Source organism: Streptomyces sp. NPDC037290 (assembly GCF_055603245.1).
The window spans coordinates 48,798-65,491 of the sequence record NZ_JBVJVZ010000005.1; the positions used below are offsets into that span (position 1 = coordinate 48,798).

Here is a 16,694-nt window from a genome sequence, read left to right on the forward strand (position 1 = left end):
GGCGGTATGAAGAGCCCTCTGCTGTCCCTGCCCGGCGCCGTTCCCGCCGAGGGTGTGGACGAAGGTGTAGCCGCCCACTACGGCGACCTGTTCCGCGAGCAGCGCGCCCTCGCCGACGGCACCGGTTTCGTCGACCTGTCCCATCGCGGGGTCGTCACGGTCACCGGCGAGGACCGGCTGAGCTGGCTGCACCTTCTGCTCACGCAGCACGTCAGCGACCTGCCCGTCGGCCAGGCCACCGAGGCGCTGATCCTGTCCGCGCACGGGCACATCGAGCACGCGCTGTACCTGGTGGACGACGGCAGCACCGTCTGGGCGCACGTGGAGCCCGGCACCCAGGACGCGCTGGTCGCCTACCTGGAGTCGATGAAGTTCTTCTACCGGGTGGAGGTCGCCGACCGGACGGGTGACTTCGCCGTGGTGCACCTGCCCGCCGGGTCCATCGGCGAGGTGCCGGAGGGCGTCGTCGTACGGGAGACGGCGTACGGCCGTGATGTGTTCCTGCCGCGCGAGGACCTGGAGTCCTTCGCGGCCACGCACGGGCCCGCCGTCGGCCTTCTCGCCCACGAGGCGCTGCGCGTCGAACACCACCGGCCGCGGCTCGGCTTCGAGACCGACCACCGGACCATCCCGCACGAGCTGGGCTGGATCGGTACGGCGGTGCATCTGCAGAAGGGCTGCTACCGGGGTCAGGAGACCGTGGCCCGGGTGCAGAACCTGGGCAAGCCCCCGCGCCGGCTGGTCTTCCTGCACCTGGACGGCAGCGACGTCCACCTGCCGGTGCCGGGCACGGAGATCCGCGTCGCGGACGAGGGGCCGGAGGGCCGCAAGATCGGTTTCGTGACGACCTCGGTACGGCACCACGAACTGGGTCCGGTGGCGCTGGCCCTGGTGAAGAGGAACGTGCCGCTCGACGCGAGGCTCCTGGCCGGAGAGACGGCGGCCGCGCAGGAGGTCGTGGTCGAGCCGTAGTCGCGCGGCTGCGGGTGTGTGGGGGCTGGTCGCGCCGTTTCCCGCGCCGCTTCGGGTCGCTTCTCCAGCAGGGCCCGCGGTTCCCCGCGCCCCTCGGGGTGCTTCAGTAGCCGCCCAGCAGGGCCCGTACCCTGCGCAGGGCCTCCGGGCCGGCCGAGCTGTGCCAGCGGGTGGGGTCGGCGGGGCGACGTCCCCACAGCAGCAGGACGCGGGTGGCCGCGTCGCTCTCGATCGTGGCGGGTCCCTCCGGGGCGGCGAACCGGATACTGCTGCCGTCGGCGTCGGCGGTCACCACGACGTCGTCCGTACCCGGCGCGCGCAGGCGGCCCTCGACCCGTCCGCCGGGTCCCGGATCCAGGCCGGCGCTGCCCCGTGCCAGCAACGGCCGGCCCACCGACACCACGCTGTGCTCCGTCATCCACGGCTCGTCGAGCGCCCGCACCGCGGTCGGGTCGTCGCCGGTCAGGTCCCAGCGGTGCAGGATCAGCTCCTCCCGCATGTGCTCCGCGAAGAACGGGACGGTCACGGTGCGGCCGGTCCACTCCACCTCCGTGTCCGGCGGCAGGTCCTCGGCGGCGGCCGCGGCGACCTCGGTGAGCCGTTCGCAGCGGTTCAGGAACGCCGCCCAGAGCTCGGAGTCGGACATCCGCCGGAAGGGGGCCTCCCGGTCGAAGCCCCTGGTCTCCACCGGGGTGCCCGCGTGGAACGCCCGCAGCACCCGGGCCAGTTCCTCGGCGTTGCCCGTCTGGTGGATCAGGACGTCCCGTACCGTCCACGCTTCGCACCACGTGCCGGCGTCGGGCCTTCGCGCCCACACGGCGTCGACGAAGGGGGCCAGCTCCGGCAGGGTGTCATCGACCTCGGAGGGAATGGAGGGAATCACGCGCCGTGGGTATCCAGGCCGGGCCTCCCGTCAAACCCGCCGTCCTCGCGGGCCGGGCCGGCTAGATCTCCAGCAGCACCGTGAACGGCCCGTCGTTCGTCAGGGACACCCGCATCTGCGCGCCGAACCGGCCGGTGGCCACCGTCGCCCCCAGCCCCCGCAGCTGCGCCACCACCTCGTCGACCAGCGGTTCGGCGACGTCACCCGGGGCCGCCGCGTTCCAGGTGGGCCGGCGGCCCTTGCGGGCGTCGCCGTACAGGGTGAACTGGCTGATCACCAGCAGCGGGGCGTCGATGTCGCTGCAGGACCTCTCGTCCTGCAGCATGCGGATCGACCAGAGCTTGCGGGCCAGCTGCGCCGCCTTCTCCTTGGTGTCCTCATGGGTGACCCCGACGAGGACGCACAGCCCCTCGCCCTCGATCGCGCCGACCGTCTCGCCGTCCACGACGACGCTCGCGCCGTCCACTCTCTGCACCACCGCACGCATGCGGACCATCATGCCGGGTGCCCGGTACGAGGTCACAGGGGGTCCAATATAGATCCCTTACCCCCCATCTGGGGCCGTTCGGGGGCACTCGGTCACTTAGTGGCCAGTTGGGGTGGCACGATGCTTCCACACGCCGGTCGAGGGGACGGTCACCACCACATGAGCACACCGAGTACCAGCGGGCGGCTGGAGACGCAGGGGACGTACCGGCCGCCCGCCCAGCGCGCCGACGCCGCGGGGGATCCGGCCCTGTCCGTGGAGCCCGAAGAGCCCGATCTGGCCCGGCTGAGCCTGCCCGAGCTGCGCACCCTGCGCCGGGACGCCCAGCGCGACGAGGCGGACCTCAGCTATGTGCGGCGGCTGCTGCAGGGCCGGATCGACATCCTGCGCGCCGAGCTGTGCCGGCGCGGCCGGGCGTCCGTGCCCGCGCCGGCGGACGGCTCCATGGTCGACCGGCTCCCGGAGATCCTCAAGGACGCCCCGGCCCGGCACCGCTCCTCGGCCCGCCATGTCACGCTCGGCACTCCGCACAACGAGGAGTACCGGCAGCTGGCCGCCGAGATGCTCGCGGAGGTCGAGCTGAGCGATCTCCAGGCGCGTACGGACCTGGAACTGACCGCCGCGATGGGGCGCCTGGTCCGGTACGAGCAGGAGGTCTCCCGCCGCCGCCAGCACCTGCAGCGCACGGCCGACGACTGCAGCGCGGAGATCGCCCGCCGCTACCGCGAGGGCGAGGCCCAGGTGGACGACCTGCTGCTCTGAGCCGATGGGAGGACGGTGGGGGCGAAAGGGTGGCGACAGGTTCCGGGCCGCCGCCTACCGTGAGCCCATGAGCGACGTCCGGATCGTCACCGAGGCCGAGTTCGGGGACTGGCTGCGCGCGCATGCCGTCGGGTTCCTGCGGCCGCCCGTCCTGACAGTGGAACAGCTCGCCTTCCGCAAGGAGCAGTTCGTGCCGGGCCGGCTGCTCGGGGCCTTCGACGGCGGCCGCTGTGTGGCCACCTTCCGGTCCTTCGCCCAGGAACTGACCGCGGTCGGTGGCGCGCCCGTCGCCGCGGACGCCATCACCAACGTCAGCGTCAGCCCCACCCACCGCCGCCGCGGCCTGCTGGGCCGCATGATGGCGCAGGACCTCGCGGCGGCGAAGGAGCGCGGTGACGTCGTCGCCACCCTGATCGCCGCCGAGTACCCGATCTACGGCCGCTACGGCTTCGGCCCGGCCACCTGGTCGACCTGGTGGACCGTCGAGGTGCCCCGGGCCGGCCTCGACCCCCGCTGGTCGGGACCCGGCGACGGCGGCCGGATCGACCTGGTGGACGGCGAGGACGTGCGGCGGCTCGGGCCCGAGCTGTTCGAGCGGTTCCGCCGCGTCCAGCCGGGCGCGGTCAGCCGCGACGAGCAGTGGTGGCAGGTGGTCACCGGCGTCGTCCGTCTCCACGACGACTGGACCGAGCCCTTCTACGCCGTCCACCGGGCGGCCGACGGCGAGGTCCAGGGCCTGGTGGCGTACCGGTCGGACCAGACCTGGAACGGCAAGCAGCCGGACCAGACCGCCAGTGTGCGGGGGCTCATCGCCACCACGGTGGCGGCCGAGCGTGCCCTGTGGCACTTCCTGTGCTCGATCGACTGGATCACCAGGGTCGAGAGCGGCTACCGCGGCCCCGACGACCTCCTCGCCCAGTACCTCCCCGACCCCCGCGCGGCCCGGATCGCCGGGCACGCGGACTGGCTCTGGGTGCGGATCCTGGACGTCGTACGGGCCCTGGAGGCGCGGACGTACGAGGGGGCGGGCACGGTGGTGCTGGAGGTGCGGGACCCGGACGGCCTCGGCGGGGGCCGGTTCCGGCTGGAGGCCTCGCCCGAGGGGGCGTCCTGTGTGCCGACGCGCGCACAGAGCGCCGATCTCACCCTGGAGGTGGGGGAGTTGGCCTCGGTCTGGCTCGGGGGCGAGTCCCTGCTGCGGCTCGCCGCGCTCGGCCGGGTGCGGGAAGAACGAGAGGGCGCCGCCCGGAAGGCCGACGCCCTGTTCCGCTCGTCCGGGCGACCGTGGTGCCCGGACATGTTCTGACCGCTCCCTCCTGCCGGTGACGCTGACCGTTCATCCGTAGCGAGCTGTTCAGTTGTGGCTGTGCTGCGGTGTTCAGTTGTGGCTGTGCGATGTCGTGTTCAGTTGTGACTGTGCGCTTCGGTGGCCGTCCCCTGTCCGGGCTCCCGGCTCCCCTCCGGAAGGGAGCCCGATCGGCCAACCACTGGGAAGCTTGACCATGTCGTGCGAGTTGGCAGCCAACTCCACTGTACTTATCTCCGTTGGGAAGCGGCTCATAACCAGCCGTCGGCGAACTGCCGCAACTTGGCGGGAAGTTGTAGTGTTTGTCCGTGGACCCGGAGCACGCCTCCGCCAGTGGAGGGACGAGGTCACAGCGGCCTCACGTGTCCCACCGCGACATCGCCGACGAACTGCGCACCCGGATCAGGTCCGGGGTGCTGCGGCCGGGCCAGCGCATGCCCACCCAGGCCGAGCTGGCCGTGGAGTTCGGCGTCGAACGGGGTGCCGTGCGGCAGGCGTTGCGCATCCTGCAGTCCGAGCGGCTGCTGACCAACGTTTCCAAGGGCAGCCCGGCCACGGTGGCGGCGGTGCCCGGGCCGGCCTGGCCGCCGGCCGGACCGGTGGCGCCGCCGCAGCCCACCATGGCCGGCCTCGCCCCCCGTATCGCGGCGGCCTTCGCCGCCCCGCACGTGCGGATCGACGCGCTGTGCCTGACCGCGGTCTCGCTCACGCTGGCCATCGGCGAGCCGCTCCGGCAGATCCACGCGGGGCGGCTGAAACCGGCCAAGATCGACGTCCGGGTGCTGCTGCCCAGCCGTGACATCGACCTCGCCTTCCCGGCGCCGGTGGCCGCCGACGACAAGGGTCTGCTGCACCGCCGCTGGCTGGCCCAGCGCAACGCCCAGGGCCAGGTCCTGCGGCAGAACCTGCTGGCCCTGTACGCCACGCACGGCGTGGAGGTGCGGGTCCGCTTCCGCGCCCTGCCGTTCACCCCGCCGGTCAAGCTGTATCTGCTGGGCGGCTCGGAGGCGCTGTTCGCGTACTACACGCTGAAGCGCCGCGAGCGGGAGATCGAGCACGAGCACCTGGAGCTGTACGACGCCGACGGCACGCGCTCGGTGCTGTTCGCGTTCGAGCGGCGGGCCGGGCGGCGGGACGCGGCGTTCGTGGAGCAGTCGCGGCTGTGGTTCGACGCGCTGTGGGAGACGATCAGTTCGGACCTGGTGCTCGGTTCATAGGGCCGGGCCCGCGAGGAGCACGGCGAGCAGGACGGCGCCGGCGGAGGCGGCCTTCGGGCTCCTGGTCTCGATGCCACCCGCGAACAGAAGCATGCCGACGGCACCGGCGACGCCGTACTTCCACTGGACGAGCTGTTCGAGCAGGAAAGCGAGGGCAGGCATGGTGATTCCCCCTTACGAAGATTGGCCAACTTGCAAAAGTTGGCAACCAACTCCACCTAAGTTGTCCCCACTTGGTCTTAGTTCATAAACAACTTGCTGGTAACTCCCCATAGATGGATCAGAGTTGTAGCGTTTGGTCGTGACCCAGGAGCATGTGGCAGTGAACGGCAGCGGAAGACTCTCGCCCCAGCAGATCGCCGACACGCTGCGCGAGCGCATCCGCACCGGCGTGCTGCGGCCCGGCGAGCGCCTGCCGACCCAGGCCGAGCTGGCCGGGGAGTTCGGGGTCGAGCGGGGCGCCGTACGCCAGGCGCTGCGGGCCCTGCAGGAGGACGGGCTGCTCAGCAACGTCACCAAGGGCAGCCCGCCCCGGGTCGCCGAGCCGCAGCCCGCGCGGGAGGAGCCCCAGCCGACGATGGTGGCGCTCGCGCCCCGGCTGACCGAGGCGTTCTCGGCACCGCACGTGCGCATCGACGCCGTCTGCCTGACCGCGCAGAGCCTGATCCCGGCGCTCGGCGAGCCGCTGCGCCTGGTGCACGAGGGCCGGCTGCGCCCCGAGCGGATCGACGCCCGCATCCTGCTGCCCTCCCGTGACATCAACCTCGCCTTCCCGGTCTCGGTCGACGCCGGGAGCGAGGAGGACGACGCCGTCCACCAGCGCTGGCTGGCGATGCGCAACGCCCAGGGGCAGGTGCTCCAGTACAACCTCCAGGCGCTGCGCGGCACCCACGACATCGACGTCCACGTCACCTTCCGGGCGCTGCCGTTCACCCCTCCGGTCAAGCTGTACCTGCTCAACGAGGTGGAGGCGCTGTTCGGCTACTACAAGATCGAACGCCGCGAGGAGCCCACGGACAGCGGGACGCTGGAGATGTACGACGCCGTCGGCTCCGAGTCGCTGCTGTTCTCCTTCGAGCGGCGGGCCGGGCAGCAGGACGCGGCGTTCGTGGAGCAATCGCAGAAGTGGTTCGACGCCCTCTGGGAAACCATCACGACGGACCTGACACTCTCCTAGTGACTTCTGATGCGACTTCTGATGCAACGTCTGGTGCGGCGTCTGGTGCGAAGGAGATCGAGAAGCTTCGGGAACTGATCACACGGGCCCGGGTCGTGCTGTGGGACTTCGACGGCCCGATCTGCCGCCTCTTCGCCGGGCACAAGGCGGAACGGGTGGCCGCTGACCTGGTGGAATGGCTGGAGCGGCAGGGCCTGCACGGTCTGCTCACCGACACCGAACGGGACACCCTGGACCCGCAGGTCGTGCTGCGCGCCGTGGGCCGCAGGCGTCCCGGCAGCGACCTGGTCGCCGGGCTGGAGGAGCGGCTCACCCAGGAGGAGCTGCGGGCCGCCGCCTCCGCGCTGCCCACCGCCTACGCCGACCCGCTGATCCGCACCTGGACGGCCGTCGGCGCCCGGCTCGCCGTCACCACCAACAACTCGCCCCGCGCGGCCCGTACCTACCTGGAGACCCGTGGCCTCACCGGCTGCTTCAGCCCGCACCTGTACGGCCGCACCGAGCACCTGCACCACCTCAAGCCGCACCCGCAGTGCCTCAACCGCGCCCTGAGCGCGATGGGCGCCGCGCCCGCGGCCGCCCTGATGATCGGCGACTCCCCCTCGGACCTCGCCGCCGCCCGCGCCGCGGGCGTTCCGTTCCTCGGCTACGCGCGTGACGAGGCGAAGGAGAAACTGCTGCGCGCCGCGGGCGCCCCACACGTCGTACGGTCGCTCCAGCCCCTGCTGCAGATGCTCCGGAGCGGCCGCCCGGTCGGCTAGCATGCCGACACGTCCGAGTCACCGCTCGGACGCGTGCGCACCCGTGCGGGAGGAACGGCAACGAGCCCGCCCCCGGCCCGGCACAGACGAGTGGCGGACCACCCGCCCGGCTGCTCGACTGGGCCCGACCCTTCCTTTTCGCGCGATCGACCCCGGAGCGGCCAGTGGGCGCACCGCCTGTTCCCCGTGCCGCGGCCGGGGGACACGCCGGCAGAGTCCGGACGGACGCCGTCCGGGCGTTCCTGGCCCGCGCGCTGGCCACCCGGCCGAGCGGCGCCGGCTTCCACCACGACAACCACGTGCTCCCGCTGACCGAGCCGCTGGCCCGGCTGCTCGACCGGGACCCGGGCACCCTGGTCACCGTACGGGTGCCGCGGGCGGACGTGCCACCGGTCGTGATCCGCACCTGGGCCGACGAGCCGGCGATCCTGCGGGCGGTGCGAGCCGTGCTGCCGCATGTGCCCGAGTGCCTGCTGGAGGGCGACGGCTTCGCCGTCCACAGCCATGTCGAGGGCACCCCGCTGGCCGAGCTGTGCGGCCCCGGCACCCCGCTCGACGGCCCCCTGCTGACGGAACTCGCGGAGCTGCTCGCCACCGTCGTCCAGGTGCGCGGCGCGGCCCTGCCGCCGCTCCCGGCGTCCTGGCCGGGCAACCACACCGACTCCCAGGCCTTCCTGCGCGCCCTCGCCCACCAGGCCGACCAGCAGATCCGCCGGCCCAACTGGCGCCGCTACGGCGGTCTGTTCACGGCCCTCGGCGTGCCCGAGGACGCCCTGCTGCGGTTCGCCGACCGGGTGCCGGCGATGACCCGGCGGCCGTACGGCCTGCTGCACGGGGACCTGCACCGCGGCAACCTGGTGGTGCCGGCCGCCGGCGCCCCGCCGCTGCACTGCGTGGACTGGGAACTGGCGGGCTACGGCGACCCCTTGCACGACCTCGCCGTCCACCTCGTGCGCATGCGCTACCCGGACCACCAGTGGGGCGAGGCCACCGACGCCTGGGAGCGGGCCGTACGCCGGGTGCGGCCCGCCGCGGCGGCCGGACTGCGCAAGGACCTGCGCCACTACGTCGCCTTCGAGCACGCGCAGTCCCTCTACGCGGACGTGATCCGCGCCGCCCGCTCGCTGGAGGACGCCTTCGGCCGGCGCCCCCTGGACGAGGCGACCGCCGCCGTCCACGCGGCCCTGCGCCGCGCCACCGAGCCGTTGCGGCTGGGCCGGGTGCCGGAGAAGCCGGAGATCGAACGGATCCTCTTCCGGCGCGGGGTCTCGGCCGGCGCCCGGCGGCCCGCCGCGGCGCGCCGCGCGCGCCGGGGCATCGACTGGACCCCGGACCGGCGGGTGCCCGAGCACCCCGCGTTCGGGCACCGCGCGGTCGCCGACGCGCTGTACTTGGAGGGCGCCGCACCGGCCGAGCGGGTGTTCAAGGGCGCCGCGCACCTCAACACGGTCATCCAGGTCCCCGACGCCCCCTTCCCCGTCGTCCTACGCCGCGAGGCGACCGTCGTCCTGCGGCGCGAGCGCAGCTTCCTCAGCGAGCACGCGGTGCTCGCCGCGATCGAGCGGTCCGGGGTGCCCGTGGCCGCGCCCCGGGTGCTGGCGCTCGGCGAGAGCCACGCCACCGACCCCGCCCACCGCTACCGCGGCGACCGGTTCGCCGTCCACACCTACGAGGCCGGCCGCGACCTCGGCCGCAGGCCCGAGCACCCGGTGCACGGGCTGCGGCCGCACGAGGCGGACCGCCTGGTCGACCAGCTGGCCGCGCTGGCCCGGATCGACTACGCCACGGTCGACCCGGTGGCCGGCCGGCCCGGCTTCTACGAGTGGCTCAGCGACCAACTGGTCGCGCTGGTGGCCGGGCTGCCCCGCCCGTCCCAGCAACTGGCCCGCTTCCTGGGCCTGCCCGACGCGCCCAGGCTGCGCGAGATCCTCGCCCGGCACCAGGTCACCGACCGCGCCCCCGCCCTGCTGCACGGCGACCTCAACCCCTGGAACCTGGTGCGCCGCGACGACGACCTGGCGCTGACCCTCATCGACTGGGAGCTGGCCCTGGTCGGCGACCCGCTGTACGAGCTGGTCCGGCACATGCACCTCACCCCGACCCGGCCGGAGATCCGCGACCGCATGTTCCGCCGCTGGGAGAGCCTGCTGCCCGCGGAGTGCACCGGTGACTGGCAGCGGGACTGGCGGGTCTACCGGTGGATCGAGATCGTCCGCTCCGCCTACGTCGACCTCGACCGTCTGGTCACCGGGGCGAGCCTGGACGCTCCCAACGTCCGCCGGGCGGTGGAGTCGTACGCGATGACCCTGGCGGCGGCCACCGCGTCCCTGGGCCTGTCGTCCCCGCGGCGGACCGCCCCCCACCTCACCCGCACCCTGGGCCGGCCCACCCGCCCGGACGGCACCGACAGCGTGCCGTCATGACCGACGCCGCCATCCACCGGGCCGCACCCGGCTCGGTCGTCGTGGTCGGGTCCGGCGACCTCGGCGAGGTCCGCGCCAAGGAGGCCGAGGAGACCCTGGGCGACTGGGAGAAGGACCACCGGGAGCGGATCGACCGGATCCTGGCGGCGGGGGGATTCCAGGACTGACCGGGTCCGGGGCACGGATCACGCGCCGACGTACGCCGCCAGGTGCTCCCCCGTCAGCGTCGAGCGCGCGGCGACCAGGTCAGCCGGGGTGCCCTCGAAGACGACGCGGCCGCCGTCGTGGCCGGCGCCGGGGCCGAGGTCGATGATCCAGTCGGCGTGGGCCATGACCGCCTGGTGGTGCTCGACCACGATGACCGACTTGCCGGAGTCCACCAGGCGGTCCAGGAGGCCGAGCAGCTGTTCCACGTCCGCCAGGTGGAGTCCCGTCGTCGGCTCGTCCAGCACGTAGACACCCCCCTTGTCGGCCATGTGCGTGGCCAGCTTCAGCCGCTGGCGTTCACCGCCGGAGAGGGTGGTGAGGGGCTGGCCCAGGGTGAGGTAGCCGAGGCCGACGTCGGACATGCGGTCGAGGATCCTGTGCGCCGCCGGGATGTGCGCCTCGCCCGCGCCGAAGAACTCCTCCGCCTCGGTCACCGACATCGCCAGCACCTCCGCGATGTCCCGCCCGCCGAGGGTGTACTCCAGCACCGAGGCCTGGAACCGCTTGCCCTCGCACTCCTCACAGGTCGTGGCGACACCGGCCATCATCGCCAGGTCGGTGTAGATGACACCGGCGCCGTTGCAGGTGGGGCAGGCACCCTCGGAGTTGGCGCTGAACAGGGCCGGTTTCACGCCGTTGGCCTTGGCGAACGCCTTGCGGATCGGCTCCAGCAGCCCGGTGTACGTCGCCGGGTTGCTGCGGCGCGAACCACGGATCGGCGTCTGGTCGATCGACACCACACCCTCGCTCGCCGGGACCGACCCGTGCACCAGCGAACTCTTGCCGGAGCCGGCGACCCCGGTGACGACGCACAGCACGCCCAGCGGGATGTCCACGTCGACGTTCTGCAGGTTGTGCGTCGTCGCGCCCCTGATCTCCAGCGCACCGGCCGGCTTGCGCACCGTGTCCTTGACGGCGGCCCGGTCGTCCAGGTGACGGCCGGTCAGCGTACCGCTGGCCCGCAGCCCCGCGAGGGTGCCCTCGAAGCAGACGGTGCCGCCCGCCGTGCCCGCGCCGGGACCGAGGTCGACGACGTGGTCGGCGATCGCGATGGCCTCCGGCTTGTGCTCCACGACCAGCACGGTGTTGCCCTTGTCGCGCAGCCGCAGCAGCAGCTCGTTCATCCGCTGGATGTCGTGCGGGTGCAGCCCGATCGTGGGCTCGTCGAAGACGTACGTCACGTCGGTGAGCGAGGAGCCGAGGTGGCGGATCATCTTCACGCGCTGGGCCTCGCCGCCCGACAGGGTGCCCGCCGGCCGGTCGAGCGAGAGATAGCCGAGACCGATCTCCACGAATGAGTCGAGGGTGTGCCGCAGGGAGGTCAGAAGCGGTGCCACCGACGGCTGGTCCAGCCCCCGCACCCACGCGGCCAGGTCGCTGATCTGCATCGCGCACGCGTCGGCGATGCTGACGCCGTCGATCTTCGAGGAGCGGGCGGCCTCGGTGAGCCGGGTGCCCGCGCACTCGGGGCAGACGGTGAAGGTGACCGCACGGTCCACGAACGCGCGGATGTGCGGCTGCATGCCCTCCTTGTCCTTGGCGAGCATCGACTTCTGGATCCGCGGGATCAGACCCTCGTAGGTCATGTTGATGCCCGCGATCTTCATCCGGGTCGGCTCGCGGTGGAGGAAGTCGTGCAGCTCCCGCTTGGTGAACTCGCGGATCGGTTTGTCGGGGTCGTACAGGCCGGACTCGGTGTAGAGGCGGTAGTTCCAGCCGCCCGTCTTGTAGCCGGGCACCGTCAGCGCGCCCGCGTTGAGGGACAGGGAGTCGTCGAAGAGCTGGGTGAGGTCGAGGTCGGAGACGGTGCCCCGGCCCTCGCAGCGCGGGCACATCCCGCCGGTGACGCTGAAACTGCGCCGCTCCTTCACCTGCTGCCCGCCGCGCTCCACGGTGACCGCGCCCGCACCGCTGACCGAGGCCACGTTGAAGGAGAACGCCTTCGGCGAGCCGATGTGGGGCGTGCCGAGCCGGCTGAACAGGATGCGCAGCATGGCGTTGGCGTCGGTGGCGGTGCCGACGGTGGAGCGGGGGTCGGCGCCCATCCGCTGCTGGTCCACGATGATCGCGGTCGTGATCCCGTCCAGCACGTCGACCTCGGGCCGCGCCAGCGTCGGCATGAAGCCCTGCACGAAGGCGCTGTAGGTCTCGTTGATCAGCCGCTGGGACTCGGCGGCGATCGTGTCGAACACCAGTGAGCTCTTGCCGGAGCCGGACACGCCGGTGAACACGGTCAGCCGCCGCTTGGGGATCTCGACGCTGACGTCCTTGAGGTTGTTCTCCCGGGCGCCGTGCACACGGATCAGATCGTGACTGTCGGCAGCGTGCGGTGCGGTGAGGTCCATGGCGGCCACGCTAGCGGGGGCGGTCCGGCGGGCGCTTCTCGAATTCTGACCGGTCATGTCGTCCGGGCGGGCCCCGAGGTGTCGATGGCCAGCGAGACGGCAAGGGCGCCGAGGACCGTACCCATGACGTACCGCTGCACCTTGAGCCAGGAGGGGCGGCGGGAGAGGAACACGGCGATCGTGCCGGCGGCGAGAACGATGGCCGTGTTGACCGCGATGCTCACCACGATCTGGAACGAGCCGAGGACGATGCCCTGCAGCAGGACGTGGCCCTTGTCCAGGTCGATGAACTGGGGGATGAGGGAGAGGTACATGATGGCGATCTTCGGGTTGAGCAGGTTCGTCATCAGGCCCATGGTGAACAGCTTGCGCGGCGAGTCGTGCGGCACGTCCTGCGGGTCGAAGACGGAGACACCGCCGGGCCTCAGCGCGTTCCAGGCGAGGTGGGCCAGGTAACCGGCGCCGGCCAGCTTCACCGCGACGTACAGCCCCGGCACCGCGAGGAAGACGACCGACAGGCCCAGGTTCGCGGCGAGCAGGTACACCAGGAAGCCCAGTGCCACACCGCCGAGGGAGGTCATTCCGGCGCGCCGGCCCTGGGTGATGCTGCGGGAGACGAGATAGATCATGTTCGGTCCGGGCGTCAGCACCATGCCGAGTGCCACGACCGACACGCCGAGGATCCCGCTCAGTTCCACCATGAGAACCCTTCCTAGCCTCAGAGCAATGCCTGGAGGGTATTGCAGTGCAATGACTCGATGCAATCAATAAATTGCACCGAGTGCAATGCTGTGGTTGGATGGAGGTGCCCGCACGGACGAGGGAGCGCCTTTCTTGAAGGACTACCGGAGCGTCGCCGACGCGGTGGCCGAGGAGATCAGGACCGGCGCCCTGCGGCCCGGCGACCGGCTCCCCCCACAGCGGGAGTTCGCCCGCCGGCACGGCATCGCGGCCTCCACCGCCACACGCGTCTACCAGGAACTGGCCCGGCGCGGCCTGACGGTGGGCGAGGTGGGACGCGGCACGTTCGTGCGCGCGGGGTCCGCGTGGTCCGGCGCCCCGGGCCCCGCCCTGACGGAGCCCGCGGCCGGCCGGGTCGATCTCGAGCTGAACTACCCGGTCGTACCGGAACAGAGCGCCATGCTCGCCGACGGGCTCGGCGGCCTGCTACGACCGGACGCCCTCGGGTGCGCCCTGCGGCCGGTCGGCACGGCGGGGCTCCCGGCCTTCCAGGAGTCCGCCGCCGACATCCTCGCCCGGGGCGGCTGGCGCCCGGACCCCGCGCGGATCCTGTTCGCCGGCAACGGACGGCAGGCCATCTCGGCGGTCGTCGCCGCCCTGGTGCCGCCGGGCGGCCGCCTCGGCGTCGAGGAACTGACGTACCCCGTTGTGCGGGCCGTGGCCGCGCGGCTCGGCATCACCCTCGTCCCGCTGGCCGTGGACGGCGCAGGACTCGTCCCGCAGGCCGTCGAGGAGGCCCACGCGGCGGCCCCGCTGCATGCCGTCTATGTGCAGCCGACGCTGCACAACCCGCTGACGCTCACAATGCCCCAGCAGCGGGTGGAGCACCTGGCCGAGGTCCTGCGGAGGCTGGACCTCGTCGCGGTCGAGGACGCCATCTGGGCCTTCCTGCGCGACGAGTTGCCGCCACTCGCCGCCCACGCCCCCGAGCGGACCGTCCTGATCGACAGCCTCTCCAAGCGCATCGCCCCCGGCCTCACCCTCGGCTTCGCGGTGGCGCCGCACGCCCTGTCCGGCGAGATCGGGGCCTCGCTCCGCTCGGGCGGCTGGGCCCCCGTGCGCTTCGCCCTGGAGGCCGCCCACCGCTGGCAGCAGGACGGCACCGTGCGGAAACTGGTGGCCGCCAAGCAGCGGGAAGCGGCCGTACGGCAGGAGATCGCGGCCCGGCACCTCGCCGGTTTCGCCGTGCAGAGCCATCCGCGCTCCTATCACTGCTGGTGGCAACTGCCCCGCCCCTGGCGCGCGGACACGTTCGTCGCCGCCGCGGCGCGGCACGGCATCGGCGTGGTGCCCGCGGCCGCGTTCACTGTCGGCAGCCACACCCCCGACGCGATCCGCCTGGGCCTCGCCTCACCACCACCGGACGTCCTCTCCCAGGCCCTCGCCGCCCTCGCCGCCCTCGCCCGCTCCACCCCGGACGACCTGGTCGCCGACTGACGCCGTGCCGCGCGCACGGTCTCGAGCGACACCGGATGCGGGCCAGGATGCCGCCGAGCTCGCTGTCCCGAATCGCCGGCGAGGTCATCGGGCCCCCTCGAAGCTCAGTCACGCGGGATGTCGTTCCCCGGGGAGCGGAGTTAGAGGCCAGCCGCTGCAGTGCTGACCGGATGCCTTGCCCGTAGCCGTCGTCGCCGAGTGCGTCGACGTACCTCTGTGCGTGGGCCAGGTGGCCGCGGGCGCGGTCATCGTCCTCCAGCTTGTGGTAGTCAGCAGCGAGGTTGAGGTGCAGAGACGGGTAGAACCCCCGGATCGCCAGTGACGCGTCGTGCTGTTTGGCCCGGTCGTCGGTCACGGCACCGGCCGCTTCCAGTGCCCGCAGGTCCCAGGCGAGTTCGTCCCGCGGGTCCTCCTGGAGGTCGGCCATGTAGTGAGCGAGAACGCAGCGGTGGAAAGGGTCACCGTCCGGCGTGATCTCCTCCCAGATCCCGGCGAACCGGTGCCGGGCGCCGGCGCCGTCCCCCGCGTGCTGCAGGCCGATGGCTTCCTCGATCCGCCGCATCGTCGTGTCCTCGGTGGTCACACGAGCCTCCCCTTGATCGTCAGCGACGCGAGGAAGCGTAGGTACGACCACTGACACCGACTCGGCCTGTCCGCGCGACACACTCTTGCAAGCAGGGTGCTTGCAATTGTTAGCGAGAGTGGGGCAAGGTGGGGGGCATGGCATCGCTGAACGTCGGCAATCTCGGTGAGTACCTGCGCGAGCAGCGGCGGAACGCCCAGCTCTCGCTGCGGCAACTCGCCGATGCCGCCGGGGTGTCCAATCCGTACCTGAGCCAGATCGAGCGCGGGCTGCGCAAGCCCAGCGCGGAGGTGCTCCAGCAGGTCGCCAAGGCGCTGCGCATCTCCGCCGAGACGCTGTACGTCCGCGCCGGGATCCTCGACGCCGAGCGGGACCGGGACGAAGTGGAGACGCGCGCCGTCATCCTCGCCGATCCCTCGCTCAACGAGCGGCAGAAGCAGGTGCTGCTCCAGATCTACGAGTCCTTCCGCAAGGAGAACGGATTCGGGGTCGGCGAGCCCGCCGCGGACGAGGACGGGGCAGGGGACGCGGACGAGGACACCGGCGGCACCGCCGTGCGCGGCACCCGCACGGTCGACGCAGGCGATGCCGATGCCGGCCCGCGGCGGTCGGCCGGATAACCGGACCAGGGCGCCGGCCCCCACCGCGGACCACACCAACCTCAGCCGAACGCGAATCCGGGAGGACCATCACCATGGCCATCACCGACGACCTGCGCAAGACCCTCAGCGACCCGACTCCGCTCTACTTCGCCGCCGGCACCGCCGACCTCGCCCTCCAGCAGGCCAAGAAGGTGCCCGCCCTGGTCGAGCAACTGCGCGCCGAGGCCCCCGCCCGCATCGAGGCCGTGCGCAACACCGACCCGAAGGCCGTGCAGGAGAGGGCCGCCGCCCGAGCCAAGGAGGCGCAGGAGAACCTCCAGACCAAGGTCAACGAGTTCATCGGCACCCTCGACGTCGACCTGAAGAAGCTCGGCGAGCAGGCCCAGGACCTCGCGCTGCGCGGGGTCGGCGTCGCCGCCGAGTACGCCGTCAAGGCCCGCGAGACCTACGAGAAGGTCGCCGAGCACGGTGAGCAGGCCGTGAAGAGCTGGCGCGGCGAGGCCGCCGAGGAGATCGAGGAATTCGCGATCGCCGTCGAGGGCAGGCCCGAGCCGGCCGGGGACGAGCCGAAGCCGGCCGAGGCCCAGGCCGAGCCCGCCGGGGAGAGGAAGCCGGCGCCGAAGAAGACCCCGGCGCCCCGCAAGACCACGACCGCGAAGAAGACGACGCCGCCGGCCAAGTGAGCGGGACCGACGGGATGACGGCGGGCCGGGCACCTTCGGGGTGCCCGGCCCGTTGTACGGGTACGGTGGCTGTACGGACGACTCGACTCGGGTGGTGGGCATTGTGCT

General features: G+C 72.3%; 16 protein-coding genes and 1 pseudogene. 11 read left to right on the forward strand and 6 right to left on the reverse strand.

Features of this window, described 5'->3' with window-relative positions:
- Nucleotides 1–6: 6 nt before the first annotated feature.
- Nucleotides 7–972: a CAF17-like 4Fe-4S cluster assembly/insertion protein YgfZ gene (gene ygfZ / locus ACZ7HQ_RS18765; RefSeq protein ID WP_470990822.1), complete on the forward strand. Its 966-nt coding sequence runs from the start codon at nt 7–9 to the stop codon at nt 970–972.
- Between the two features lie 103 nt (nt 973–1,075).
- Here the strand turns inward: ygfZ and ACZ7HQ_RS18770 are convergent, their stop codons facing one another.
- Together ACZ7HQ_RS18770 and dtd are read right to left on the reverse strand one after the other, a co-directional pair.
- On the reverse strand, nt 1,076–1,855 hold the full coding sequence (locus ACZ7HQ_RS18770) for a maleylpyruvate isomerase N-terminal domain-containing protein (protein ID WP_470990824.1): 780 nt from the start codon (nt 1,853–1,855) through the stop codon (nt 1,076–1,078).
- 61 nt (nt 1,856–1,916) lie between these two features.
- On the reverse strand, nt 1,917–2,342 hold the full coding sequence (dtd, locus tag ACZ7HQ_RS18775; RefSeq protein WP_363216986.1) for a D-aminoacyl-tRNA deacylase: 426 nt from the start codon (nt 2,340–2,342) through the stop codon (nt 1,917–1,919).
- Between the two features lie 159 nt (nt 2,343–2,501).
- On the opposite strand from dtd, the gene ACZ7HQ_RS18780 reads away from it, so the two are divergent.
- From ACZ7HQ_RS18780 to ACZ7HQ_RS18790, 3 genes are all read left to right on the forward strand, one after another.
- Nucleotides 2,502–3,104, forward strand: coding sequence for an RsiG family protein (locus ACZ7HQ_RS18780; protein WP_470990826.1), 603 nt, complete (start codon nt 2,502–2,504; stop codon nt 3,102–3,104).
- A 67-nt stretch (nt 3,105–3,171) separates the two neighbouring features.
- Entirely contained in the window at nt 3,172–4,410 is a 1,239-nt protein-coding gene (locus ACZ7HQ_RS18785) for a GNAT family N-acetyltransferase (RefSeq protein WP_470990828.1), read from the forward strand.
- Between the two features lie 302 nt (nt 4,411–4,712).
- On the forward strand, nt 4,713–5,627 hold the full coding sequence (locus ACZ7HQ_RS18790) for a winged helix-turn-helix domain-containing protein (RefSeq protein ID WP_470990830.1): 915 nt from the start codon (nt 4,713–4,715) through the stop codon (nt 5,625–5,627).
- On the opposite strand, the gene ACZ7HQ_RS18795 is transcribed toward ACZ7HQ_RS18790, so the two are convergent.
- Entirely contained in the window at nt 5,622–5,789 is a 168-nt protein-coding gene (locus ACZ7HQ_RS18795; RefSeq protein ID WP_470990832.1) for a hypothetical protein, read from the reverse strand. The two genes, ACZ7HQ_RS18790 and ACZ7HQ_RS18795, sit on opposite strands and share 6 nt — an antisense overlap.
- Before the next feature lie 133 nt (nt 5,790–5,922).
- Here ACZ7HQ_RS18795 and ACZ7HQ_RS18800 point away from each other — a divergent pair, with 133 nt between their 5' ends.
- The 4 genes from ACZ7HQ_RS18800 to ACZ7HQ_RS18815 all read left to right on the forward strand — a co-directional run bounded on the left by ACZ7HQ_RS18800 (nt 5,923) and on the right by ACZ7HQ_RS18815 (nt 10,155).
- Nucleotides 5,923–6,804 (forward strand): GntR family transcriptional regulator, encoded by an 882-nt coding sequence (locus ACZ7HQ_RS18800; protein ID WP_470990834.1) that lies wholly within the window; start codon nt 5,923–5,925, stop codon nt 6,802–6,804.
- On the forward strand, nt 6,804–7,565 hold the full coding sequence (locus ACZ7HQ_RS18805) for an HAD family hydrolase (protein WP_470990836.1): 762 nt from the start codon (nt 6,804–6,806) through the stop codon (nt 7,563–7,565). The genes ACZ7HQ_RS18800 and ACZ7HQ_RS18805 overlap by 1 nt, the downstream gene beginning before the upstream one ends.
- A gap of 164 nt (nt 7,566–7,729) precedes the next feature.
- Complete coding sequence (locus ACZ7HQ_RS18810) at nt 7,730–9,988, forward strand: phosphotransferase (protein ID WP_470990838.1); 2,259 nt, start codon at nt 7,730–7,732, stop codon at nt 9,986–9,988.
- Nucleotides 9,985–10,155, forward strand: a complete 171-nt coding sequence (locus tag ACZ7HQ_RS18815; protein ID WP_470990840.1) for a hypothetical protein — start codon at nt 9,985–9,987, stop codon at nt 10,153–10,155. The genes ACZ7HQ_RS18810 and ACZ7HQ_RS18815 overlap by 4 nt, the downstream gene beginning before the upstream one ends.
- Nucleotides 10,156–10,173: 18 nt before the next feature.
- On the opposite strand, the gene ACZ7HQ_RS18820 is transcribed toward ACZ7HQ_RS18815, so the two are convergent.
- Nucleotides 10,174–12,540, reverse strand: a complete 2,367-nt coding sequence (locus ACZ7HQ_RS18820) for an ATP-binding cassette domain-containing protein (RefSeq protein ID WP_470990842.1) — start codon at nt 12,538–12,540, stop codon at nt 10,174–10,176.
- Nucleotides 12,541–12,593: 53 nt separating this feature from the next.
- The gene (locus tag ACZ7HQ_RS18825; protein ID WP_470990844.1) at nt 12,594–13,241 is read right to left on the reverse strand and encodes a LysE family translocator; all 648 of its coding nucleotides are present in this window, start codon (nt 13,239–13,241) and stop codon (nt 12,594–12,596) included.
- Between the two features lie 133 nt (nt 13,242–13,374).
- Here ACZ7HQ_RS18825 and ACZ7HQ_RS18830 point away from each other — a divergent pair, with 133 nt between their 5' ends.
- Nucleotides 13,375–14,718 (forward strand): aminotransferase-like domain-containing protein, encoded by a 1,344-nt coding sequence (locus ACZ7HQ_RS18830; protein WP_470990846.1) that lies wholly within the window; start codon nt 13,375–13,377, stop codon nt 14,716–14,718.
- Between the two features lie 127 nt (nt 14,719–14,845).
- Here the strand turns inward: ACZ7HQ_RS18830 and ACZ7HQ_RS18835 are convergent.
- Nucleotides 14,846–15,301 (reverse strand): annotated as a pseudogene (locus tag ACZ7HQ_RS18835) (hypothetical protein); the annotation flags it as partial.
- A gap of 137 nt (nt 15,302–15,438) precedes the next feature.
- Between ACZ7HQ_RS18835 and ACZ7HQ_RS18840 the strand changes: the two are divergent.
- Nucleotides 15,439–15,921, forward strand: a complete 483-nt coding sequence (locus ACZ7HQ_RS18840) for a helix-turn-helix domain-containing protein (protein WP_470990848.1) — start codon at nt 15,439–15,441, stop codon at nt 15,919–15,921.
- A 74-nt stretch (nt 15,922–15,995) separates the two neighbouring features.
- Nucleotides 15,996–16,586: a hypothetical protein gene (locus ACZ7HQ_RS18845; RefSeq protein WP_470990850.1), complete on the forward strand. Its 591-nt coding sequence runs from the start codon at nt 15,996–15,998 to the stop codon at nt 16,584–16,586.
- Nucleotides 16,587–16,694 lie beyond the last annotated feature (108 nt).